This window comes from Kitasatospora sp. NPDC093102, assembly GCF_040683915.1.
Classification (GTDB): Bacteria; Actinomycetota; Actinomycetes; order Streptomycetales; family Streptomycetaceae; genus Kitasatospora.
Genome location: NZ_JBFBFA010000023.1, coordinates 1 through 21,883 on the forward strand (window position 1 = coordinate 1; position 21,883 = coordinate 21,883).

The following is a 21,883-nucleotide window of genomic DNA, read 5'->3' on the forward strand; positions in this document are numbered from 1 at the left end:
AGGAACGGACGCTTCCTTCGGACCGCCTTCCAGCGGACCCTCCGGGCTTCGTTCTTTCGTGTTTCCAGCTTATCAGACGCTTTCCGCTCCGTTTATCGGAGTTTCATTCATCGGATTCGCTTTCCGCTTTGCCGTCCCGGTCTCCCGCGGCGACTCCGGAACTGTACGGGGACCGGCCCGCCACATGCAAATCGTCCCGCCCTGCGGGTCGCAGGACGGGACGATCCGTTGTTCGAGCACCGTCAGGCGCGGCCCATCTCCTCGGCGATGGCCGCCGCGAAGGCGTCGATGTCGGCCTCCGTGGTGTCGAAGGCACACATCCAGCGGACCTCACCGGTGTGCTCGTTCCAGAAGTAGAAGCGGTAGCGCTTCTGGAGTCGCTCGCTCACCTCGCGCGGGAGGATCGCGAACACCGCGTTCGCCTGGACCGGGCGGACCACCTCGACGCCGTCGATCTTCCGGACCGCGGCCTCCAGGCGGCTGGCCATCGCGTTGGCGTGGCCGGCGTTGCGCAGGTAGAGGTCACCGGAGAGCAGCGCCTCGAACTGGACCGAGACGAAGCGCATCTTCGAGGCGAGCTGCATCGAGGTCTTGCGCAGGTACTTGATGTTGCGCACCCGCTCCGGGTTGAGCACCACCACGACCTCGCCGAACAGCAGGCCGTTCTTCGTCCCGCCGAAGGAGAGCACGTCGACGCCCACATCGGTGGTGAAGGCGCGCAGCGGCTGGCCGAGCGAGGCGGCGGCGTTGGCCAGGCGGGAGCCGTCCACGTGGACGAGCATGCCCAGCTGGTGGGCGTGCTCGGTGATCGCGCGGATCTCGTCGGCGGTGTAGAGGGTGCCGAGCTCGGTGCTCTGGGTGATGGAGACCGCGAGCGGCTGCGCGCGGTGCTCGTCGCCGAAGCCCCAGGCCTGCTGGTCGAGCAGTTCGGGCGTGAGCTTGCCGTCCGGGGTGGGGACGGTGAGCAGCTTGATACCGCCCATCTTCTCCGGCGCGCCGCCCTCGTCCACGTGGATGTGGGCCGTCTCGGCGCAGACCACCGCGCCCCAGCGCGGGAGCAGCGACTGGAGGGCGACCACGTTGGCGCCGGTGCCGTTGAAGACGGGGTAGGCCTCGGCCTTCTCGCCGAAGTGGCGGCGGAAGACGTCCTGGAGGTGGGCCGTGTAGTCGTCCTCGCCGTAGGCGATCTGGTGACCGCCGTTGGCGACGGCTATCGCGGCGAGGACCTCCGGGTGCACGCCGGCGTAGTTGTCGCTGGCGAAGCCGCGGACGGCGGGGTCGTGCCGCCGTACCGCGTCCGTACGGGTGAGGTCGGTCATCGGGCTGTCAGCCACAGGTGCTGTCCGTTCAGTTCTGCTGCGGGGCGGTCCCAGAGGCCCGCCAGGTGTCCGGCGAGGTCGGCGGTGTCGGTGAAGCCGGCGAACTTCGCCTCCGGCTTCTCGGCCCGCATTTCGGGGCTGACCAGCGCCTTGATGACCAGGATCGCAGCTGCCGCGGTGGGCTCGCCCTCGGGGTCGGTGGTCTCCTTCTTGAAGGAGTCGGCCATGGCGAGGGTCCACGCCTCGGTGGCGGCCTTGGCGGCCGCGTAGGCGGCGCCGCCGGCGGTGGGCTTGTGCGCGGCCGCGGCGGAGATCATGGCGTAACGGCCGGCGGTGCTGCGGACCAGCGCGGGCTGGAAGGCCAGCGAGGTGTGCTGGAGGGTGCGCACGACGGTGTCGTGCAGGAAGTCCCAGTCGTCCAGCCGGGTGTCGAAGAAGGTCTTGCTGCCGCGCCAGCCACCGACCAGGTGGAACAGGCCGTCGACGTGACCGTGCTCGGACTCCAGGTGGTCGGCCCAGTCGTGGACCTCCTGCGGGTCGAGCAGGTCGATCACCTGGCCGCTGACCTTGGCTCCGCGGACGGCCACCCGGGTGGCGTCCAGGGCGGACTCCAGCCGCTGGGCGTCGATGTCGGCGCCGATCACGGTGGCGCCGTCAGCGGTGAGGCGGCGCAGCACGGCGCGGCCGGCCGGGCCGCTGGCTCCGGCGACGGCGATGACCTTGCCGGCGAGCGGGGCGTTGGTGGAGGTGGTCACGCGGCGGCTCCCTGGATCCCGGCGCCGGTGATGCCGGCGGTGGCGGCGATGACGCCGCTCAGCTTCTTGTTGAGGGCCTCGTAGAACATGCTCAGCGGGAACTCGTCCGGGAGCACGGCGTCGCACAGGGCCTTGTTGAGGGCCTTGCCGTCGGTGATGTCGAGCGGCAGGGCCTCGGAACCCTTTGCCCAGGTGGAGGCCGGGTGCGGGGTGAGGTAGCGGGAGACCAGCTCGTAGGCGGCGATCCAGTGGGCCGACTTCGGCCGGTCGATGCCGTCGCGGTAGAGGGTCTCGATCTCGGCGCAGAGCGCGTTGGTGACCTGCGGGGCGCGCTCCCAGTCGATGGTGAGGCGGTTGTCGCGCCAGCGCAGCGCGTCGTGCTTGTGCAGGTAGGCGAAGAGCAGCTGGCCGCCCATGCCGTCGTAGTTGCGCACCCGGTCGCCGGAGACCGGGAAGCGGAACAGGCGGTCGAAGAGGACCGCGTACTGGACGTCGCGGGCGTGCGGGTTGCCCTCGGTCTCCAGCTGCACCGCCTCCTTGAAGGTGGTGAGGTCGCAGCGGAGCTCCTCCAGGCCGTACATCCAGAACGGGCTGCGCTGCTTGATCATGAAGGGGTCGAACGGCAGGTCACCGTGGCTGTGGGTGCGGTCGTGGATCAGGTCCCACAGGACGAAGGTCTCCTGCGCGCGCTGCTGGTCCTGGAGCAGGCCCTCGGCGTCGGCCGGGATCTCCAGGCCGAGCTGCTGGACGGCGCTGGTGGAGACGGCGCGGAAGCGGGCGGCCTCGCGGTCGCAGAAGATGCCGCCCCAGGTGAAACGTTCCGGCGCCTTGCGCACGGCGACCGTCTCGGGGAAGAGCACGGCCGAGTTGGTGTCGTATCCGGCGGTGAAGTCCGTGAAGGTGATCGGCACGAACATCGGGTTGTCGAAGCGGGTGCGCTCCAGCTCCGCCAGCCAGTCGGGCCACACGACGCGCAGCAGAACGGCTTCCAGGTTGCGGTTCGGGTTCCCGTTCTGGGTGTACATCGGGAAGACGACCAGGTGCTCCAGCCCGTCCTCGCGCTGGTCGGCGGGCTGGAAGGCGAGCAGCGAGTCCAGGAAGTCGGGCTCGCGGTAGCCGGTGTCGGCCCACTTGGCGAGGTCCGCGTCGACGGCGGCCAGGTAGGCGGCGTCGTGCGGGAAGTTCGGAGCGAGCTCCTGGACGGCGGCGCGGACGGTGGCGACCAGCGGGTCGACCGTGTGCCGCTGGACGGCGGCCAGGTCGATCGAGCCGTCCTTCGACTGGAGCGGGCGCAGCGACTCGACGGCCTCCTTCAGGCGCAGCCAGGCCGGGTGGCCGGCGAGGGTCGAGACCGGGGCGTCGGCCGCCACAGCGAGCCTTGGCGAAAGATTCTGCATCGTGGACTCACTTCGACAGGAGTTATTTCAACGGGGACACCATAAGTACGAAAGGTTCTCCCGTTCAAGGGGGCCCAGACCGGCAAAACTCCGGCGCACCCCCGCTACCGTGCCGAAACCTTCGGCGGGAGACGGGTTGTCCGGCATGTGGACAGTGATCTGGATGTTCTGGACAGATGCGCTGTTCTGATGCGAACCTCCCCGCATGCTCCCGGCGGTGATCACGGTGGCCGAACGCCACGACAGCCCGTTCCGGGTGCCCTCCCGTCGGCACGTCTGCCGTCGCTGTCGCGCGCGCGGCCTCTGCTGCCGCTGTCGCCGCTGTTGTTGACCGGTTGCCGCCGACCAGGCTGCTGCCGATCCGGCTCGGGGGGCGCCGCGGACACGGGCCCGTACGCCGACCATGCCGCGTGTGTTCCGGCGCCGCCACCGGGGGGAAGTGACCCGCCGGGATGCGGGCCGCCCGTCGCGCCCTCCCGTGCCCCTCGTTGTTCCCGTCCCGCCCGGTCCTTCCCTGGAGCCCCGTCATGACCCTCCGCAAGCCGTCCGCCGTCCTGCCCATCGCCGCGCTGGTCGCCGCCGCGGCCGTGCTGACCGCCTGCGCGCCGCAGGACTCGAAGTCCGACGCCGCCTCCGGTGCCTCGGGCTCGGCCGGGTCGGCCGCGGGCTGCGCGCCGGGGGCACTGGCCACGCGTACCGCCGGAACCCTGACCGTCGGCACCGACAAGCCCGCGTACGACCCGTGGTTCTCCGACGACAAGCCGGAGAACGGCAAGGGCTTCGAGTCCGCCGTGGCCTACGCGGTCGCGGAGAAGCTGGGCTACCCGAAGGAGAAGGTCAGCTGGGTGGTCGCGCCGTTCAACAAGGCGACCTCGCCGGGCGCCAAGGACTTCGACTTCGACATCAACCAGGTGTCCATCAGCGATGAACGCAAGCAGGCGGTGGACTTCTCCTCCGGCTACTACGACGTGCGCCAGACCGTCATCGCACTGAAGAACTCCAAGGCGGCGGGCGCCAAGAGCATCGCCGACCTCAAGGACACCAAGCTCGGCGCGCAGGTCGGCACCACGAGCCTGGAGACCATCACCGACACCATCAAGCCGAACACCCGGCCGGCCGTCTTCGACTCCAACGACCTGGCCAAGGCCGCGCTGAAGAACGGCCAGATCGAGGCCCTGGTGGTGGACCTGCCGACCGCCTTCTACATCACCGGCGCCGAGGTGCCGGAGGCCCAGGTGGTCGGCCAGTTCGAGACGGCCGCGAAGGCCGAGCAGTTCGGCCTGGTGCTGGACAAGGGCTCCAAGCTGACCGGCTGCGTCTCGCAGGCGGTGGACGCGCTGCGCACCGACGGCACACTGGCGAAGCTGGAGAAGCAGTGGCTCTCCGACGCCGTCTCGGCACCGGTGCTGAAGTGAGCGCTGACCTGGGCCCCGGGCTGAGCGGGGAGGCGGCGGACACCGCGGCGGTGGAGCTCGCCAAGGCACCGGCGGTGCGGACCGGGGCGCCTGCCGCGGAGGACGACTACCGCCCGTCCGAGCGGCGGCTGGCGCGCGAGGCGTACCGGCGGGCCCGGGCCCGCCGCTCGGCGCTGATCGCCACCGCGTCGACCCTGACGACGGCGATCGTGCTCTACCTGCTGGTCGTCAACTCCCCCGGCTGGGAGGTGACTCGGCGGACCTTCTTCAACCTCGACTACGCCCGCCAGGCGCTGCCCGAGGTGCTGAAGGGGCTGCGGCTGAACCTGGAGCTGATGCTCGGCTGCGGGGCGTTGATCCTGCTGTTCGGGCTGCTGCTGGCGGTGCTGCGGACGCTGCGCGGGCCGGTCTTTCTGCCGGTGCGGCTGCTCGCCACCGCGTACGTGGACTTCTTCCTCGGGCTGCCGATGATCATCTGCCTGCTGGTGATGATCACCGGGGTGCCGGCGCTGCGGCTGACCGGGGTGACCACCGATCCGCTGCTGCTGGGCGGAGCGGCGCTGGTGCTGACGTACTCGGCGTACGTGTCGGAGGTGTTCCGCTCCGGCATCGAGTCGGTGCACCCGAGTCAGCGGGCCGCGGCCCGGTCGCTGGGGCTGACCAACGCGCAGGCGATGCGGTACGTGGTGCTGCCGCAGGCCGTCCGCCGGGTGGTGCCGCCGCTGCTCAACAACCTGGTGAGCCTTCAGAAGGACACCGGGCTGGTCTCGATCGGCGGCGCGATCGACGCGGTGTACGCGGCGAAGATCATCGCGGCCAGGTCCTTCAACTTCACGCCGTACCTGGTGGCGGGGCTGGTGTTCATCGTGCTGACCATTCCGCTGACCCGGTTCGCCGACTGGCTGACCAGCCGGATGAACCGCCGCCAGCTCCAGGGAGGTGCGGTGTGACGTCGAACGAGGTGCTCCGGCTGGAGTCGGTGCGCAAGACCTTCGGCGGCCAGGTGGTGCTGCGCGACGTGGACCTCACCGTGGCCGAGCACTCGGTGACGGCGCTGATCGGGGCGTCCGGCTCCGGCAAGTCCACGCTGATGCGCTGCGTCAACCTGCTGGAGGGGATCGACGACGGGGCGATCTTCCTGGACGGCGAGGAGATCACCGATCCGCGCGCGGACGAGGACGCCGTGCGGCGCCGGATCGGCGTGGTGTTCCAGTCGTACAACCTGTTCCCTCACCTGACGGTGCTGGAGAACGTCACGCTCGCACCGCGCCGGGTGCACCGGGTCGCCCGGGCCGAGGCGGAGTCGCGGGCGCTGGAACTGCTCGACCGGCTCGGGCTGGCGGCCAAGGCGAAGGAGTACCCGGACCGGCTCTCCGGCGGGCAGCAGCAGCGGGTCGCCATCGTGCGCGCACTGGCCACCGGGCCGCGGCTGCTGCTCCTGGACGAGATCACCGCGGCGCTCGACCCGGTGCTGGTCGGCGAGGTGCTGTCGGTCGTGCGGGACCTCAAGGAGCAGGGGATGACGATGGTCCTCTCCACCCACGAGATGGGCTTCGCCCGTGAGGTCGCCGACCGGGTCTGCTTCCTGGACGGCGGCGTGGTGCTCGAACAGGGACCGCCCGAGCAGGTTTTCGGCGATCCGCAGGAGGAGCGGACCCGGCAGTTCCTCAGCCGGGTGGTCGCCTCGGGGCGACTCCAGGGCTGAGCACCCTCGCCGGCGCAGTGGGTGACCGCGTGCGACCGGGGCGTGCGACCAGGTGCGCGACCAGGGCTTTCGCAACGACGGGCGCCACCATGCGCCCCTGTACGCGCCCTGGCCGTGCCCGGCCGAGTGCGGTGATCGTGGACCGGACGTCCGTCGCCGCGCACGGGGGTGGCGAACAGACGACAGCTGACGGATGACAGATAACAGCGGACAGATTTCATCATCTGTTCGCTGACCACTGTCCGTTGTCGCCTGTCCGCCGCCCCGGCGCCCCACCGCCCCGGGAGGCCGCCGTTGCACGGACCCGCCCTGGTCAACTGGCTCCTCGCCCTCCTCGCCGCCGGCGTCGGCACCTCCTGCCTGGTCCGGCTGCGCCGCTCCCCCTGCACCCCGGACGGCACGCACCGACCGCTCGCCCGTGAGTCCGACGCCGCCGAGGCCCTGATGGGCCTCGGCATGGCCGCGATGGCCGTCACCGGCACCACCGTCCCGGCCGCCGTCTGGGCCGGACTCTTCGGCCTCCCTGCCGCCGCCTTCCTGTTCGCCGCCGCCCACGCCCCGACCGGGAGGGCGCACCGGCTGCACCACGCGGTCGGCTCGCTCGCCATGACGTACATGGCCATCGCCATGACGGTCGCCTCCGGCCACGAGCACCACCAGTCCGCCACCCTGGGCCTTCCGGTGCTGACCGGGGTGCTCCTCCTCTACTTCGGCGGGTACACCCTCTGGGCCGGCAGGCGGCTGCTGCGCACTCCGGCGGGCACCCTCGCGGTCGGCACCGCCGGGCTGCCGCAGGCCTGCCGACTCACCATGGGCATCGGCATGTTCGCCATGCTCCTGACCATGTGACGACCGTTGACCGCGCAGCGACCGTGCGAGCTGCCCACGCCCGGCACCCCAAGACCCCCACCTGGGCGTGGCGTTGGTCACTGGCCGGTCGAAAGCCGTTCCACCGGGCGTCGCCAGCGCATAGGTTGGCAGGGAGCGCGTTGTCGCGTTCCGTGCGTACTCGGGGAGCCCATCGATGCCTGCCCTGATCGGCCTTCTGCTGCTCGGCCTGCTGCTCTCGACCGTCGTGCCCCGGCTGCTGGCCCGGGCCCGCTGGGCGGAGCGCGAACCGGTGCTGGCACTGCTGGTGTGGCAGTGCCTGGTGGTGGCCGTACTGCTCTGCTGCGCGCTGAGCCTGGTGCTGGCGGCCTCCGCCGCCCTGCCGGAGCTGCGCACGCTGGTGTTCGCGGGCGCACCGCACGGCGTGGAGGCGGCGTACGCCCTCCAGGAGGCCGAGGGCTGGGGCCGGCTGTGCGCCGCGGTGCTGGCCGCGGGCGGGGTGCAGACGGTGCTGGCGCTCACCCGGGAGGTCCGCACGGCCAAGGCGCTGCGTGATCGCCGGCACGCCCAACTGGCGACCCGCGCACCGGAGTTGCCTGACACCATCGAGACCGCCCGGAGCCGCCGGGAGCGGCTGGTGGTGCTGGAGAACGTCCGCCCGGAGGCGTGGTCGCTGCCCGGGCCGAACTCCCGGCTGGTGGTCACCACCGGCGCCCTCCAGCAACTGACCGACCGGGAGCTGGCCGCCGTGCTGAGCCATGAGCGCGGCCACGTCCGGGCCCGGCACCACTGGCTCCAGCAGTTCTCCCAGGCGCTCGCTTCCGGATTCCCCGGCGTCGGCGTGTTCAGCGCCTTCCGGGACCAGGTGGCGGAGCTGGTCGAGCTGGCCGCCGACGACCGGGCCGCCCGTCGGCACGGCCGGCACACCACCGCCCTCGCACTGGCCGAACTCAACCTGGACCGTGGGGTGTTCGGCTCCTGTCCGCCCGGCCTGGCGCAGTCGCCGAAGCGGGTGGACCGGCTGCTCGCGGGCCGTCCGCGGCTCTCCGTCCCGCACCGGCTGCGACTGACCGTCGCGGCGCTCGCCGCGCCCGCCGTGGTCGTCCTGCTGGCCGCCGCGCCGGGGCTGCACTCGCTGCTCTGAGGCCGACCCCGCAGCACACCGCGGGCGTCTTCGACCGACCGTCAGTCCCCAGGCGCTCCGCAGCCCGGGTCGAGCCCGTCACCGAGGGTCAGCTCCAGCACCTCGCGGTGGAGCGGCCTGGCCTGCTCGTAGCGCTCCCGGCCGGCATCGGTGAGGGTGAGCAGGATGCCCCGCCGGTCGCTCTCGCACATCGCCCGGGTGACCAGTCCGGCCTTCTCCAGTCGGGCGATCAGCCGGGACAGCGCGCTCTGGCTCAGGTGGACGGTGTGGGCCAGGTCGCTCACCCGGACCGCATGCCCGCCGCCGCCCCCGCACTCCTCCACGAGGCGCTCCAGCACCTCGAACTCGCTCATGCCCAGCCCGTACCGGTCGCCCAGCTCGCGGTCGAGCATGCAGGCCGCGGCGGCATGCCGGGCCAGCAGCTCGCGCCACTGCGCGACGAGACCGGCCTCCGCCGGGGAGTCGAGTTCAGCCACGCCGCCACCCTAGCACGTGCATCAACAATTATTGCGTTCACATCTAATTCACTTGCATTGAATGCATGTGCATGTACTGTCCTCCCCATGACCACCGCGACCGCCACGCCACCCGACGCCCCGTCAACCAGCGGGCTGCACTGGAATCCCCGCCTCTGGGGCACCCTCATCGTGCTCTGCGCCGCCATGTTCCTGGACGCCCTGGACGTCTCCATGGTGGGCGTCGCCCTCCCGTCCATCGGCTCCGACCTGCACCTGTCCACCGCCACCCTCCAGTGGGTGGTCTCCGGCTATGTGCTCGGCTACGGCGGCCTGCTGCTGCTCGGCGGCCGCGCCGCGGACCTGCTCGGCCGCCGCCGGGTGTTCCTGGTGGCCCTGGGCGTCTTCGCCGCCGCCTCGCTGGCCGGCGGCCTGGTCGACGACGGCGGCCTGCTGATCGCGGCCCGCTTCCTCAAGGGCGTCAGCGCCGCCTTCACCGCCCCGGCCGGCCTGTCCATCATCACCACGACCTTCGCGGAGGGCCCGGCCCGCAACCGCGCACTGTCGATCTACACCACCTGCGCTGCCAGCGGCTTCTCGCTCGGCCTGGTGCTCAGCGGCCTGCTCACCGAGGTCGGCTGGCGCTGGACCTTCCTGATGCCCGTCCCGGTCGCGCTGCTCGCCCTGGTCTTCGCCCTCCGACTGCTCCCCCGGCCGGTCGAGGAGCGTGCCAAGGGCGGCTACGACGTGCTGGGCGCGATCACCGGCACCGCGACCGTGCTGCTGCTGGTCTTCACCGTCACCGAGGCCCAGGGCGCCGGCTGGCTGAGCCTGCGCACCCTCGGCTCGCTGCTCGTCGTCGCCGGGCTGGCCGCCGCCTTCCTGCGGGTGGAGAGCCGCACCGCGCACCCGCTGGTCCGGCTCGGCATCTTCCGCAACGGCTCGGTCGCCCGGGCCAACGTGGTGGCCTTCGCGATGACCGGCGCGTACGGCGGGTTCCAGTTCGTGGTCACCCTCTACCTCCAGCACCTGCTCGGCTGGTCGGCCCTGGAGATGGCCCTCGGGCTGCTCCCGGCCGCGGCCCTCATCGCGCTCTCGGCGCCCTTCATGGGCCCGATCGTGGACCGCTTCGGCACCGCGCGGCTGCTGCCGATCGGCCTGGTCTCGCTGGTCGCCGCCTTCGCGCTGTTCCTGCGGCTGGACGAGCACAGCTCGTACCCGGGCCTGGTGCTCCCCTCGATGCTGCTGCTCGGCGTGGGTTTCGCGTTCGCCTTCCCCTCGGTGAACATCGCCGCCACCGACGGCGTGGCCGACGAGGAGCAGGGTCTGGCCTCGGGCCTGGTGAACACCGCCATCCAGGTCGGCACCGCGGTGGTGCTGGCCGGAGCGACCGCGATGATCACGGCCGGCAGTGCGGGCGGCGACAGTCCGCAGGCCCAGCTGGACGGCTACCGGCCGGCGCTGCTGTTCGTCACCGTGGTCGCCCTGGTCGGTCTGGTGGTCGCAGGTGCGGGCGCCCTGGTGGACCGACGCCGTAGGGCAACTCCCGTGTCCGTGCCGGATTACGACTATCCGACAGCCGGGTCGACAGCGACCCGGACCGAAGTCCTGACCGAGCGCTGACCCTCCGACTCCGCCTGCGGCCGGCCTCCGGGCCGTCGGGCAATGGCGCCGGCTCCACCAAACCCCCGTGTTGGTGGAGCCGGCCGTCTTCGTGGCGGCCGCCCGGGCAGCGTCCGCCGGGACGCGGTTCCTCGGGTGGCTGTCGGCTCCGCAAGTATATTGGCTCAGAGCCAACGAACGTTCGGAGCAGACACGATGGCACCTCGCGCGGATTCGGTCAATGAGGAGATGCGGCAACGCTCTCGCCAGCGCATCATGCGGGCCACCGTCGAGCTGGTTGACCAGCGCGGTTACGCGGGCACCACACTGACGGACATCGCCGAACGGGCCGGGCTCGCCCGCGGGCTGCTCTCGTACTACTTCGACGGCAAACGGCTGCTCATGCAGTCCGCGACGCACCGGATGATGCACCAGTCGCTGTCCGACGCGCTGGCGGAACTGGCACCCGGCTCATCCCCCGACGCCCGGCTGGCCCGGGCGATCGACACCGTGCTCGGCCTGGCGATGGACCACCCGCGGGTGATGCGCTCGCACCTGGCGCTGATCCTCGACCCGGACACCGGCGCCTTCGTCCAGGACCCGGAGCAGCAGCAGCTCAGCGCCATCCTCCAGGGGCTGCTGCGGGACTGGGGCGCACCCGACCCGGTCGCCGAGCACGCGGTGCTGCGCAGTGCGCTGATGGGCGGCTGCATCGGAGTGCTGCTGCCGGGCGCCGAGATCCCGCTGGCGCCGATCCGGGCCGACCTCTTCCGCCGTTACGACCTGGAGTGGGAACTGGGCCACCCGCCGCAGCCGTCCCCGCCGGAACGCGAACGGCCGCCGGCCCGCGGCTGACGGCGGGTGGGCGGCCTGGTGACCGGCTGCCGGGGGGCCTCGCGAGGGAGGGTGCTCACAGGCCCCGGGCGGCAGCGGCTCAGCGTTCCTTCAGGATCGAGGCGAGCAGGTCTATCGTGCGTTCCGGCGTGAGGCTGTCGACACAGAGCCGCTCCATGACCTGGATGTAGGCGTCGACGTCGTCGCGCTTGTCCAGGTAGAGCGCGCTGGTGAGCTGCTCCAGGTAGACCACGTCCGCGAGGTCCTGCTCCGGGAAGCGCAGGATCGTGAATGCCCCGGACTCGCCCGCGTGCGCGCCGAACCGGAACGGCATGACCTGGATGACCACGTTGGCCTGCTCGGCGACGTCGATCAGGTACTGCACCTGGCCGCGCATCACCTTGGGCCCGCCGACCGGCCGGCGCAGCGCGGCCTCGTCGATGACCGCCCACAGGCGCGGGCTGGCGCCCTCGGCCAGCAGCTTCTGGCGGCGCAGCCGGAGGCTGACCCGCCGCTCGACCTCCTCCTCGCTGATGACCGGCCGACTTTGGCCGAAAACCGCCCGTGCGTACTCCTCGGACTGGAGCAGCCCGGGGATGAACTGCACCTCGTACGTGCGGATCAGCTGGGCGGCCTCCTCCAGGCCGACGTAGGTCTGGAACCAACCCGGCAGCACGTCGTTGAAGCTGTGCCACCAGCCGGACTTGTTGGCCTCGCGGACCAGGCCGAGCAGGGCTTCCCGCTCCGTCCCGTCGTCCACGCCGTACAGGCTGAGCAGGTCGGCGACGTCGCGCTCCTTGAAGCTGACGCGGCCGAGTTCCATGCGGCTGATCTTGGACTCGGAAGCCCGGATCGCGTAGCCCGCGTCCTCGCGGGTGATGCCGCGCGCCTCGCGCAGGCGGCGCAGCTGCGAGCCGAGGAGGATCCGGCGGACCATCGAGCCGCCGCCCGGCTGAACTGTGGTCATGCGGTCGAAACCTCCACCTAGGGCAAACAGCGCACAGTCTGCCATCAGTTGAGCGCTCACGGTGCCGATACTGACGGATGTTCCTATCAGTTCTGCACTCCATGCACCAGGATGCACGTGCATCCGGCGCTTGCATATGCCAATAGTGCGACTGCACGTGAATCGACTCTTGCATCTGCAGTGAGCGCACACCACCATGGTGCACGTGCACCTGCACATCCCTGGCAATCCCGCGGGCTCCGCGTCGACCCCACGCGCGACTCCGTGCACCGACCCGACGGCGTCCCCCGCGCCATCGGGCGTTCGAGTGCGCGCGCGCCTGGTCGAGGGGGCGGCCGAGCGGCCGAGCGAGTCGGAGGTGACCGGCATGACCCCGGCGGGTCCAGCCGTGTCCGCCCCCTTATGGGAGGAGCTCTTCATGAGCACCGGTACGGCCTTGGCGGTTGACCCCCATGTGGTCACCTGCACGCTCGCTCCTCGCTTCGAAGCCGTCAGAACCGCACGCGACTTCGCTCGGACCACGCTCCAGCGCTGGGGCCTGACGGAGCTGTTCGACGACGTCGCGCTGGTGGCCTCGGAACTCGTGACCAACGCGCTCCGGCATGCGATCGGCGCACGGCCCGACCCGTCGGGCGGCGCCCGGGGCGAGTACGACTTTCCCATACAGCCGACCGCGGACGGCCGGCTCCCGATCCGAATAAGCCTGGTGCACCGCGCACCCCAGGTGGTCTGCGCGGTGAGCGATCCGAGCAGCATCGGTCCGGTCGCCCGGGAGGCCGACTTCGTCGCCGAATCGGGCCGCGGGCTGCACCTGGTGGAGTCGTTCAGCCGCTCCTGGGGCTGGAATCCGCTGGGCACCGGCAAGGTGGTCTGGGCGATGTTCGAGGCGGAGGCGGTCGGCGGCTCCCCGCTGGACGGACACCCCGAACTCCGCGGCCGCTCACCGCTCGACGGCCCCGTCGACGTCGGCGGGCGGCATCGGCGCTCGGCCTAGTACTGCAACGGTGCCAGGACGGGCCCCGCGCCCAGCACGGACCCTGCGCCACACGGCGCGCGGCCGGCCGAGGGCAGCCCCGGGAGGACCACACCCCGGGCCCTTCCACCAGGCCCCGCCGAGGCCTCCCGGCGCCTCGGACCCGCGAGCGGCTCAGGGCGGCCGGGCGGATCCGGACCGGAGGAGGTCTCCGGAAAAGAGGTGTCCGGAAAAGAGGTGTCCGGAAAAGAGGTGTCCGGGAAAGAGGTGTCCGGGAAAGTGGCCGCCGGAGGAGAAGCATCCGGTGGAAAGGCATCCGGACGAGAGGCATCCTCAGGAGACAAAGACAAAGGCCGTCGTGGTGTCGGCACCCACGACGGCCCCCCGATGGTGGAGCACGGCGGCCGGTCAGACCGCCAGGTGGTCGAACTCCCCGTCCTTCGCCCCGAGCAGCAGGGCGGCGATCTCGGCCCGGGTGTAGATGAGGGCCGGACCGTCCGGGAACCGCGAGTTGCGCATCGCCACATCGCCGCCCGGCAGGGCCGCGAACTCGACACAGTTGCCCTGGGAGTTGCTGTGCCGGCTCTTCTGCCAGACCACCCCCTGAAGATCGGCGGCGGCCATCCCGTTGTAGGTGTCGTACGAGCCGTGCGTGTCCTGCGAGTCGTGCATAGAAATCTCCCGAAGAGCTCCGGAGTTGTCGTCCAGCGCGGCGCCCCCCGGCACCGCCGAACGAACGGACCGGCCCCGTACCGGTCCGGCACAACGCCTCACTTGACGCGATGATAGCCGCAGTGCACGTGCATCAGCACGGGACGTTGCAGGTGCACGAGGCCTTTTATCCGCAGCCCCGAACTCTTCACGGGCCCTTCTCCTGACGGTACGTAAACGGACATAGCCGATGGAATCACCGGGCTCGCGATAACCGGCCGTGAGCGCCTCCCCGCTAAATGTTGATCTTCGAATGCCGGGAGTCGCACCCCCGTGACCCTCCGTCAAGCCGCCCCCATGCTGTGAGACATCTCACGCACCGCAGATGCAACGCCCGACCCCTCGGATCACGTCGAGGCAACCACCGGCGACCGCCAGGGGGTTGGGTGAGGAATGTCCGGATTGTAGGCAATACGCCCGGACCGGCGCCGGAGACGCACCGAGTCCGCGCGGCGGCCACGCGAAACCCGAACGGCAGCCGACTGCAAGCCGGACGGGCCGATGTCCTACGATCTCCGGCATGAGCACCGCAGCCATCCCGGGCGCGCCACTGCCCGTCCGCACTCCAGGCTCCCGTGCGCGGGGGCGCCACCGTCGTCCCGAGCGCCCCGAGATCCCGGCCGGCGCCCCGGCCCTGGTGCTCGCCGTGCCCGCGACCGCCGGGCCCGAGTCCCGTTCGGTCGTCGAGGAGCTGCTCTCGATCGTCCGCACCGAGCAGAACGGCGTCCAGACCGCGGTCGGCTACCTCGCCGCCGGCGGCACCGAGGGCCCCGACGGCGAGGACCGCACCGTGTCCGAGCTGCTGACCCTGGCCGCCGAGGCCGGGCTGCCGATGCCCGTCCTGGTGCCGCTGGTCCCCGGCCCGCACAGCTTCCTGACCGAGCTTCACGCGATCGCCGCCGAGTACGGCGCGCCCGTCACCGACCCGCTGGGCCCGCACCCGCTGCTGGCCGAGGCCGTGCACGTCCGGCTGTCCGAGGCCGGGCTGGCCCGGGCCGACCGCGCCCGGCTGTTCGCCATCGCGACCGCCGCGGACGGCGTGGTGCTGACCACCGTCGGCGGCGAGGACGCGGCCGCCGCGGCCGGCATCACCGGCGTGCTGCTGGCCGCCCGGCTGGCCGTGCCGGTCGTCGCCGCCGCGCTCGACGTGCCCGGCTCGGTGGCCGCGGCCGTCAACCACCTCAAGGACACCGGCTCGCAGCGCCCGGCGCTGGCCCCGCTGGTGATCGGTCCGGAGGCGGACTCCGAGCTGCTCGCCACCGCCGCCGAGGAGACCGGCTGCCCGTCGGCCGCGCCGCTGGGCGCGTACCCGTCGGTCGGCCAGCTGATCGCCTCCACCTACCTGGCCGCACTGCCCGCGCCGTCCCCGGAGGACCTGGCGCGGGCCGAGGCGGAGGCGGCGGCCGCCGCCGAGGCCGAGGGGGCCGTGGAGGGCTCTCGCGGCGCCCACGCGGCCGCCGGGGGGACCGCCGGGCAGTAGTCGACACCGCGCGCCGGTTCGCGCGCACCGAAGGGTCCGGAACGGCTTGCGTTCCGGACCCTTCGCTCTACCCCTCCTGCCACGCGCGTCCCGTACGGGGGAGTCGAACGGCAATGAGATGGAATGTCCGTTCTGGCGCCATTTGAAAGGAAATGGGGATCGCCTGTCCGCGCGCGCGAATCGCGGCCACTCCCCCACTCTCCCGAGTGCACCGTTCCGCAATTCGACGCGCCGTCACACTCCTCCTGAGGCGAAGCCAGTTGTCGATTTCCGCAATGGCATTGCCTGAAAACGATCATTTACGATCATGATTAGCTGCAATTTTGGCAGTTCCCAATAAACCGTGATGCACGTCACAGTCATTTGCAGTTTGAACTTAAGTCTGATTAACGTGCTCCCCGTTCGTAACCACACGAACCCGGTTCATCCGCAACGCCGAGTCCTGCCGTCGGATGTCCTGGCATCGCGAAAACGCACACCACGGCAGGAGCGGGGGACCCACAGGTAAGTCGCCCCGGACCGGTCTCCGGAACGGTCCAGGGCTAGGGGTGAAGCCGCGCCCACCGCGCGGCCGGGCAACTCCAGCCCGAATCCGACAGCTCACCTCGCAGGCGTGGGAGAGGACCGCGTCTTCATGCTGCCCACCAACGGCACTCGTCCGTCCAGCCGCACCCACCGCGTGATCGCCGCCCTCGGCGTCGCGGGCGTCGGCCTCACCGTCCCCTGCCTCACCTCCGGCACCGCCTCCGCCGCCTCCGTCGCCACCTGGGACAAGGTCGCCCAGTGCGAGAGCGGCGGCAACTGGAGCATCAACACCGGCAACGGCTTCTACGGCGGCCTCCAGTTCACCTCCAGCACCTGGTCCGCCTTCGGCGGCACCACCTACGCGGCGCGCGCCGACCTGGCCACCAAGGACCAGCAGATCGCCGTCGCCGAGAAGGTCCTCGCCTCGCAGGGCCCCGGCGCCTGGCCGGTCTGCTCCGTCCAGGCGGGCCTCACCAAGGGCGGCGCCGCCGCGTCGGTCGACACCTCGGCGGGCTCCACCGCCGGTTCGTCCGCCGCCAAGCCCGCCCAGCAGAACGTCAAGCCCGCCGCTCCGGCCGCGAAGCCCACCGCCAAGCCCGCGCAGCCCCAGGCCCCGGCCGCCAAGCCCGCCGCGCCCGCCGCGCCTGCCGCGCCTGCCCAGGACAACGCGCAGGCCACCACCGGCTCCGCCGCCTCCGGCAGCCGGAGCGACTGGGTCCAGAAGCGCCAGCAGCAGGCCCAGGGCGGGGACTACACCGTGGTCGAGGGCGACTGGCTGTCCTCGATCGCCGACCAGCACAACGTGCAGGGCGGCTGGCAGCGGCTGTACGAGCTGAACCGCGGCACCCTGACCGAGGGCCCGGACACCATCTACCCGGGCCAGCACCTGTCCCTCGGCGGCAACGGCCAGGCCCGGGCCGACCAGTCCTCCACCACCGGCTCGGACTTCACCTGGTTCGACCGCTCGCAGAAGCCCGGCCAGTCCGCGAACGGCGGTGCAGTGAACGTCCGGCCGACCGCGCAGACCCAGGCCCCGGCTCCGGCTCCGGCCGCCAAGCCCGCTCCGCAGACCCAGACCCAGGCCCAGGCCCAGACCCCCGCCGCCACCGGCGGCATGGCCGCCGCGGTCTCCTTCGCCGAGTCGAAGGTCGGTCAGGCGTACGTCTACGGCGGCACCGGCAACGGCGGCTGGGACTGCTCCGGTCTGACCCAGGCCGCGCTGCGCGCCGCGGGCATCTCCATCCCGCGCGTCGCCGCCGACCAGGCCGCCGCCAGCACCCACGTCTCGCTGGACAGCCTCCAGCCCGGCGACCTGCTCTTCTGGTCCAACAACGGCAAGGACTCCGGCGTCTACCACGTCGCGATCTACGTCGGCAACGGCAAGTACGTCGAGGCCGCCAACCCGAGCTCGGGCGTCCGCAAGCAGAGCATCGCCAACTGGGCCCCGGACTTCGCCGGCCGGGTCTGAGGACGGAGCAACGGCCTGCGGGCTGCCGGTGACAGCCGGTGACAGCCGACGGATGACGAACAGCAGATAACAGGTAACAGATTTCAACATCTGTCATCTGTTGCCCGCAGGTCGTCATCCGAACACTGACCGCCCACCACCCCCGGGGAGAGTCTGGTCGCTCCTCCCCGGGGGTTCCGGCGTTCCCGCCGACGGTCCCGGGGCCCCCTCCGGCGGTTCCGCCATATCCCGTGGTGAATCCCCGCCCCAACGGGCATGCTGCTGCTCTGCACCCGAGGAGGAGTCACATGGCCCAGGTCACCGTCACCCTCGACGCGAACCTCGCGATCGACGCGATGATGCTCTCCGGTACCAAGAACCCCCAGGACGCCGTCGAACTGGTCCTGCGCGACTACCTGGCCCGCGGCCGCCGCACCGAAACCCGTACCGGCGAGGCCGCCGACGGACACCGTCTGACCGTCGACCGCCCCACCACCCAGGAGGGCTGACCGCCGGACGGCCCGCGACGGCCGACCGCGCGCACGCCGAACGGGCCCCGGAGAGCAACCGCCCTCCGGGGCCCGTTCGTTAGGCCGTGGCAGCCGGGGCTCAGCGTGCGCAGGCCCCGGTGGACCCGCGCATCACCAGCTCCGGCTGGAACATGAACTCGCCGCGCTGGGCCGCGTTTCCGCCGACCTCCTCCAGCAACGCGTCCACCGCCGTCGTGGCCATCGCCTCGACCGGCTGGCGGATCGTGGTCAACGGCGGCTCGGTGAAGGCGATCAGCGGCGAGTCGTCGAAGCCGACCACCGACACGTCCTGCGGCACCGACAGCCCGCGCTGCCGCACCGCCCGGATCGCCCCGAGCGCCATCATGTCGCTCCCGCAGACGATCGCCGTGCAGCCCTTGTCGAGCAGCGCGCCGGCCGCCGCGTGCCCGCCCTCCACGCTGAACAGCGTGTGGTGGACGAGGTTCTCGGCCTCCTCCCGGGTGCGTCCGAGCACCTCGCACATCGCCGCCGTGAAGCCCTCGATCTTGCGCAGCACCGGCACGTACCGGCGCTGACCGACGGCCAGCCCGATCCGCTCGTGCCCGAGCTCGGCCAGGTGCTGGACGGCCATCCACATCGCGGCCCGGTCGTCCGGCGAGATGAACGGCGCGTCGATCTTCTCGCTGTAGCCGTTGATCAGCACGAACGGCACCCCGCGCCCGGCCAGCCGGGCGTAGCGGTCGTGGTCGGCGGTGCTGTCGGCGTGCAGCCCGGAGACGAAGACGATGCCCGCCACGCCCCGGTCCACCAGCATCTCCACCAGTTCGTCCTCGGTGGACCCGCCCGGCGTCTGGGTGCACAGCACCGGGGTGTAGCCGTGCCGGCTGAGCACCTGCTCGATCACCTGGGCCAGCGCGGGGAAGATCGGGTTGCTCAGCTCCGGCGTGATCAGTCCGATCAGCCCGGCGCTGCGCTGGCGAAGGCGGGTCGGCCGCTCGTACCCGAGCACGTCGAGCGCCGCCAGCACGGTCTGCCGGGTGGCGGCGGAAACGTTCGCCTTGCCGTTGAGCACGCGGGAGACGGTGGCTTCACTGACCCCCGCCTGCGCCGCGATGTCTGAGAGTCGCGCCGTAGTCACGGTCCCAGAGCCTATTCCAACCACGTCAGACCGCCCACCAGCCGGTGCTGTCCGGGGCGAGCACCGTCTCGCCGCCGTCCACCACGAGGTCCGCCGAGGCCAGCAACAGCGTGCCCGGGGCCGCGATCCGCACCGGCTCGCCGGTGGTGTTCACGGTGCAGACGAAGGCGCCGCGACGGAACGCCAGGGTGCCCTCGGGGCTCTCCAGCCACTCGACGCCGGTGCCGGCGCCGAGGTCGGACTGCGCCCGGCGGACGGCCAGCGCACTGCGGTAGAGCTCCAGGGTGGAGGTCGGGTCCCCGGTCTGCGCCTCGACGCTCAGCTCGGCCCACTCGGTCGGCTGCGGCAGCCAGGACGGCCCGCCGGCCACCGGTCCGAAGCCGTACGGGGCCTCGGTGCCGGACCACGGGATCGGGACGCGGCAGCCGTCGCGGTAGCCGTCCTGACCCGCCTGGCGGAAGAAGGACGGGTCCTGGCGGACCTCGTCGGGCAGGTCGGTGACGTCCGGCAGGCCGAGTTCCTCGCCCTGGTAGACGTACGCCGAGCCGGGCAGCGCGAGCATCAGCAGGGTGGCGGCGCGGGCGCGGCGCAGGCCGAGTTCGCGGTCGCCGGGAGTGCGGATCTGGGTGCCGAGGCCGGGCTCGTTGGCGAACCGGGTGGCGTGCCGGGTGACATCGTGGTTGGACAGCACCCAGGTGGTGGGGGCGTCGACCGGGCGCATCGAGTCGAGCGAGAGGTCGATCACCTCGCGCAGCGCGGTGGCCTCCCAATCGGTGCCCAGGTACTGGAAGTTGAAGGCCTGGTGCAGCTCGTCGGGGCGGACGTAGTTGGCGGTGCGCTGGACGGTCGGGGTCCAGGCCTCGGCGACGCCGATCCGCTGCCCCGGGTACTCGTCGAGGATCTTGCGCCAGCTGCGGTAGATCTCGTGCACGCCGTCCTGGTCGAAGAACGGCATGACGTCGTTGCCGAGCAGCTTGAGCTGGTCGGCGCCTCCGAGGTCGGGCAGGCCGGGGGCCTTGACCAGGCCGTGGGCAACGTCGATGCGGAAGCCGTCCACGCCCATGTCGAGCCAGAACCGCAGGATCGAACGGAACTCGTCGGCGACCGCCGGGTTCTCCCAGTTGAAGTCGGGCTGCTCCGGGGCGAACAGGTGCAGGTACCAGTCGCCGGGGGTGCCGTCCGGGTTCTCGGTGCGGGTCCAGGCCGGGCCGCCGAAGATGGACTCCCAGTCGTTGGGCGGCAGTTCGCCCTGCTCACCCTTGCCGGGGCAGAAGTGGTAGCGGTCGCGCAGCGGGGAGCCGGGGCCCTCGCGCAGGGCGCGCTGGAACCACTCGTGCTGGTCCGAGGAGTGGTTGGGGACGAGGTCGACGATGATCCGCAGGCCCAGGTCGTGGGCGTCCCGGATGAGGGCGTCGGCGTCCAGCAGGGTGCCGAACATCGGGTCCACGGCGCGGTAGTCGGCGACGTCGTAGCCGGCGTCCGCCTGCGGCGAGGCGTAGAACGGCGAGAGCCAGACCGCGTCCACGCCGAGGTCGCGCAGGTAGGGCAGACGGCTGCGGATGCCGGGCAGGTCACCCATGCCGTCGCCGTTGGAGTCGGCGAAGCTGCGCGGGTACACCTGGTAGATGACCGCGTCCCGCCACCAGCCTCTGGACGCGCCGACGTTCGCCTCGTGAGCGGTGTCGGCGGCAGGCCGGGAGGTGTCGGCCAGGTTCTGGGTCATGGACGGTATCCCTTGGGGACTAGAGGAGCGGAAGGCGCTGGGGCGTGGAGGCGCGTGACGAGGTGGCGGCGCGTTACGACTTGGAGGCACCGGCGGTCAGGCCGGTGACCAGGTGGCGCTGCACCAGGTAGAAGAAGGCCGCGGACGGGATCGCGATCAGCACCGCGGTCGCGGCCATCAGGTTCCACTGGGCGTCGTGCTCGCTGACGAAGGTCTGGAGGCCCACGGCCAACGTGTACTTGTCGGAGCTGAGCATGAAGGTGGAGGCGAACGGCACCTCGGCCCAGTAGGTGAGGAAGGAGTAGAAGGCCGCCACCGCCAGGCCCGGGCGGGCGAGCGGCAGCACCAGCCGCCAGAAGGTGCCGAACGGGCTGAGCCCGTCGACCCGGCCGGCCTCGTCGATCTCCACCGGGATGGTGTCGAAGTAGCCCTTCAGCAGCCAGGCGCAGTACGGCACGGTGGTGGTCGAGTAGACCAGGATCAGGCCGGTGTAGCTGTCCAGCAGGCCGAGTTCGGAGAGCATCGTGTACATCGGCACGATCAGCACCGCGATCGGGAACATCTGGGTGACCAGCAGCGACCACATCAGCGGCTTGTGCCCGGGGAACTTCATCCGGGAGACGGCGTAGCCGGTGGTGGCGGCGAGCAGCACGCCGAACACGGTGGTGATGCCGGAGACCAGCAGGGCGTTGCCGAACCAGGTGAAGAAGTCGGTGTCGGACAGCACGTGCTGGTAGTTCGACAGCGTCAGCTTGCCGAGGATCTCGCCGGGGTGGAGGTAGTCGGTCTTGTCCGGGCCGAGCGAGACGAACAGGATCCACGCGACCGGGAACAGCGCGATCAGGCCGGCCAGGATCAGGGTGCCGTGGGACAGCGCCCGGGCCATCGGGCTGCGCTCGCCGCGGCGGCGGACCTTGGCGGGCCGGGCGGCCGGGGCCGCCGCGCGGGCCGGGAGTTCGGTGGTGGTGCTCATC

Annotated in this window: 20 protein-coding genes and 1 riboswitch; of the genes, 11 read left to right on the forward strand and 9 right to left on the reverse strand. The window is 71.4% G+C overall.

Annotation, left to right across the window (positions count from 1 at the left end):
* Positions 1–242: 242 nt before the first annotated feature.
* Genes AB0O11_RS25265 through AB0O11_RS25275 form a run of 3 tightly spaced genes read right to left on the reverse strand, consistent with a single transcriptional unit; the run spans position 243 to position 3,471 of the window.
* Complete coding sequence (locus AB0O11_RS25265) at positions 243–1,319, reverse strand: low specificity L-threonine aldolase (protein WP_363391458.1); 1,077 nt, start codon at positions 1,317–1,319, stop codon at positions 243–245.
* Positions 1,316–2,074, reverse strand: coding sequence for an SDR family NAD(P)-dependent oxidoreductase (locus AB0O11_RS25270; protein WP_363391221.1), 759 nt, complete (start codon positions 2,072–2,074; stop codon positions 1,316–1,318). The genes AB0O11_RS25265 and AB0O11_RS25270 overlap by 4 nt, the downstream gene beginning before the upstream one ends.
* On the reverse strand, positions 2,071–3,471 hold the full coding sequence (locus AB0O11_RS25275; RefSeq protein ID WP_363391224.1) for a DUF6421 family protein: 1,401 nt from the start codon (positions 3,469–3,471) through the stop codon (positions 2,071–2,073). The genes AB0O11_RS25270 and AB0O11_RS25275 overlap by 4 nt, the downstream gene beginning before the upstream one ends.
* A 527-nt stretch (positions 3,472–3,998) precedes the next feature.
* Here AB0O11_RS25275 and AB0O11_RS25280 point away from each other — a divergent pair.
* From AB0O11_RS25280 to AB0O11_RS25300, 5 genes are all read left to right on the forward strand, one after another.
* A complete protein-coding gene (locus AB0O11_RS25280) occupies positions 3,999–4,886 on the forward strand; it encodes an ABC transporter substrate-binding protein (RefSeq protein ID WP_363391227.1) in 888 nt (295 codons plus the stop codon).
* Positions 4,887–4,960: 74 nt separating this feature from the next.
* On the forward strand, positions 4,961–5,836 hold the full coding sequence (locus AB0O11_RS25285) for an amino acid ABC transporter permease (protein ID WP_363391461.1): 876 nt from the start codon (positions 4,961–4,963) through the stop codon (positions 5,834–5,836).
* On the forward strand, positions 5,833–6,591 hold the full coding sequence (locus AB0O11_RS25290) for an amino acid ABC transporter ATP-binding protein (RefSeq protein WP_363391229.1): 759 nt from the start codon (positions 5,833–5,835) through the stop codon (positions 6,589–6,591). Before AB0O11_RS25285 ends, AB0O11_RS25290 begins: the two co-directional genes overlap by 4 nt.
* Positions 6,592–6,885: 294 nt before the next feature.
* Positions 6,886–7,440, forward strand: coding sequence for a DUF5134 domain-containing protein (locus AB0O11_RS25295; RefSeq protein WP_363391231.1), 555 nt, complete (start codon positions 6,886–6,888; stop codon positions 7,438–7,440).
* Positions 7,441–7,615: 175 nt separating this feature from the next.
* Positions 7,616–8,563, forward strand: a complete 948-nt coding sequence (locus AB0O11_RS25300) for a M56 family metallopeptidase (RefSeq protein WP_363391233.1) — start codon at positions 7,616–7,618, stop codon at positions 8,561–8,563.
* Positions 8,564–8,604: 41 nt separating this feature from the next.
* Here AB0O11_RS25300 and AB0O11_RS25305 read toward each other — a convergent pair whose 3' ends face one another.
* Positions 8,605–9,039, reverse strand: a complete 435-nt coding sequence (locus AB0O11_RS25305) for a MarR family transcriptional regulator (protein ID WP_363391236.1) — start codon at positions 9,037–9,039, stop codon at positions 8,605–8,607.
* Positions 9,040–9,126: 87 nt separating this feature from the next.
* On the opposite strand from AB0O11_RS25305, the gene AB0O11_RS25310 reads away from it, so the two are divergent.
* Both AB0O11_RS25310 and AB0O11_RS25315 read left to right on the forward strand, forming a co-directional pair.
* Positions 9,127–10,641 carry an MFS transporter gene (locus AB0O11_RS25310; RefSeq protein WP_363391238.1) on the forward strand — a complete coding sequence of 505 codons (1,515 nt, stop codon included), beginning with the start codon at positions 9,127–9,129 and terminating at the stop codon, positions 10,639–10,641.
* A gap of 228 nt (positions 10,642–10,869) precedes the next feature.
* Complete coding sequence (locus tag AB0O11_RS25315) at positions 10,870–11,475, forward strand: TetR family transcriptional regulator (protein ID WP_363391241.1); 606 nt, start codon at positions 10,870–10,872, stop codon at positions 11,473–11,475.
* 79 nt (positions 11,476–11,554) lie between these two features.
* On the opposite strand, the gene AB0O11_RS25320 is transcribed toward AB0O11_RS25315, so the two are convergent.
* Positions 11,555–12,421, reverse strand: a complete 867-nt coding sequence (locus AB0O11_RS25320; protein WP_363391244.1) for a helix-turn-helix transcriptional regulator — start codon at positions 12,419–12,421, stop codon at positions 11,555–11,557.
* Between the two features lie 418 nt (positions 12,422–12,839).
* Between AB0O11_RS25320 and AB0O11_RS25325 the strand changes: the two genes are divergently transcribed.
* Positions 12,840–13,415, forward strand: a complete 576-nt coding sequence (locus AB0O11_RS25325; protein ID WP_363391247.1) for an ATP-binding protein — start codon at positions 12,840–12,842, stop codon at positions 13,413–13,415.
* A 387-nt stretch (positions 13,416–13,802) separates the two neighbouring features.
* Here the strand turns inward: AB0O11_RS25325 and AB0O11_RS25330 are convergent, their stop codons facing one another.
* Positions 13,803–14,066 carry a DUF397 domain-containing protein gene (locus AB0O11_RS25330; RefSeq protein WP_097235176.1) on the reverse strand — a complete coding sequence of 88 codons (264 nt, stop codon included), beginning with the start codon at positions 14,064–14,066 and terminating at the stop codon, positions 13,803–13,805.
* A 559-nt stretch (positions 14,067–14,625) separates the two neighbouring features.
* On the opposite strand from AB0O11_RS25330, the gene AB0O11_RS25335 reads away from it, so the two are divergent.
* The 3 genes from AB0O11_RS25335 to AB0O11_RS25345 all read left to right on the forward strand — a co-directional run bounded on the left by AB0O11_RS25335 (position 14,626) and on the right by AB0O11_RS25345 (position 18,066).
* Positions 14,626–15,585 (forward strand): hypothetical protein, encoded by a 960-nt coding sequence (locus AB0O11_RS25335; protein ID WP_363391250.1) that lies wholly within the window; start codon positions 14,626–14,628, stop codon positions 15,583–15,585.
* A 462-nt stretch (positions 15,586–16,047) separates the two neighbouring features.
* Positions 16,048–16,212: riboswitch (cyclic di-AMP (ydaO/yuaA leader) on the forward strand.
* Positions 16,199–17,578 carry a transglycosylase family protein gene (locus AB0O11_RS25340; RefSeq protein ID WP_363391253.1) on the forward strand — a complete coding sequence of 460 codons (1,380 nt, stop codon included), beginning with the start codon at positions 16,199–16,201 and terminating at the stop codon, positions 17,576–17,578. It overlaps the preceding riboswitch by 14 nt.
* Before the next feature lie 287 nt (positions 17,579–17,865).
* Entirely contained in the window at positions 17,866–18,066 is a 201-nt protein-coding gene (locus tag AB0O11_RS25345; protein WP_360338684.1) for a hypothetical protein, read from the forward strand.
* Positions 18,067–18,166: 100 nt separating this feature from the next.
* On the opposite strand, the gene AB0O11_RS25350 is transcribed toward AB0O11_RS25345, so the two are convergent.
* The 3 genes from AB0O11_RS25350 to AB0O11_RS25360 all read right to left on the reverse strand — a co-directional run bounded on the left by AB0O11_RS25350 (position 18,167) and on the right by AB0O11_RS25360 (position 21,882).
* Positions 18,167–19,186, reverse strand: a complete 1,020-nt coding sequence (locus tag AB0O11_RS25350; RefSeq protein WP_363391257.1) for a LacI family DNA-binding transcriptional regulator — start codon at positions 19,184–19,186, stop codon at positions 18,167–18,169.
* A gap of 25 nt (positions 19,187–19,211) precedes the next feature.
* A complete protein-coding gene (locus AB0O11_RS25355; RefSeq protein WP_363391260.1) occupies positions 19,212–20,909 on the reverse strand; it encodes a glycoside hydrolase family 13 protein in 1,698 nt (565 codons plus the stop codon).
* A gap of 73 nt (positions 20,910–20,982) precedes the next feature.
* The gene (locus AB0O11_RS25360) at positions 20,983–21,882 is read right to left on the reverse strand and encodes a carbohydrate ABC transporter permease (RefSeq protein WP_363391263.1); all 900 of its coding nucleotides are present in this window, start codon (positions 21,880–21,882) and stop codon (positions 20,983–20,985) included.
* Position 21,883: the final 1 nt, after the last annotated feature.

Bases quoted from the DNA above. Each gene is read 5' to 3' on its own strand.
- AB0O11_RS25265 (WP_363391458.1), bottom strand. From the start codon at position 1,319: ATGACCGACCTCACCCGTACGGACGCGGTACGGCGGCACGACCCCGCC.
- AB0O11_RS25275 (WP_363391224.1), bottom strand. From the start codon at position 3,471: ATGCAGAATCTTTCGCCAAGGCTCGCTGTGGCGGCCGACGCCCCGGTC.
- AB0O11_RS25280 (WP_363391227.1), top strand. From the start codon at position 3,999: ATGACCCTCCGCAAGCCGTCCGCCGTCCTGCCCATCGCCGCGCTGGTC.
- AB0O11_RS25300 (WP_363391233.1), top strand. From the start codon at position 7,616: ATGCCTGCCCTGATCGGCCTTCTGCTGCTCGGCCTGCTGCTCTCGACC.
- AB0O11_RS25310 (WP_363391238.1), top strand. From the start codon at position 9,127: ATGACCACCGCGACCGCCACGCCACCCGACGCCCCGTCAACCAGCGGG.
- AB0O11_RS25315 (WP_363391241.1), top strand. From the start codon at position 10,870: ATGCGGCAACGCTCTCGCCAGCGCATCATGCGGGCCACCGTCGAGCTG.
- AB0O11_RS25320 (WP_363391244.1), bottom strand. From the start codon at position 12,421: ATGACCACAGTTCAGCCGGGCGGCGGCTCGATGGTCCGCCGGATCCTC.
- AB0O11_RS25325 (WP_363391247.1), top strand. From the start codon at position 12,840: ATGAGCACCGGTACGGCCTTGGCGGTTGACCCCCATGTGGTCACCTGC.
- AB0O11_RS25330 (WP_097235176.1), bottom strand. From the start codon at position 14,066: ATGCACGACTCGCAGGACACGCACGGCTCGTACGACACCTACAACGGG.
- AB0O11_RS25335 (WP_363391250.1), top strand. From the start codon at position 14,626: ATGAGCACCGCAGCCATCCCGGGCGCGCCACTGCCCGTCCGCACTCCA.
- AB0O11_RS25345 (WP_360338684.1), top strand. From the start codon at position 17,866: ATGGCCCAGGTCACCGTCACCCTCGACGCGAACCTCGCGATCGACGCG.
- AB0O11_RS25355 (WP_363391260.1), bottom strand. From the start codon at position 20,909: ATGACCCAGAACCTGGCCGACACCTCCCGGCCTGCCGCCGACACCGCT.
- AB0O11_RS25360 (WP_363391263.1), bottom strand. From the start codon at position 21,882: ATGAGCACCACCACCGAACTCCCGGCCCGCGCGGCGGCCCCGGCCGCC.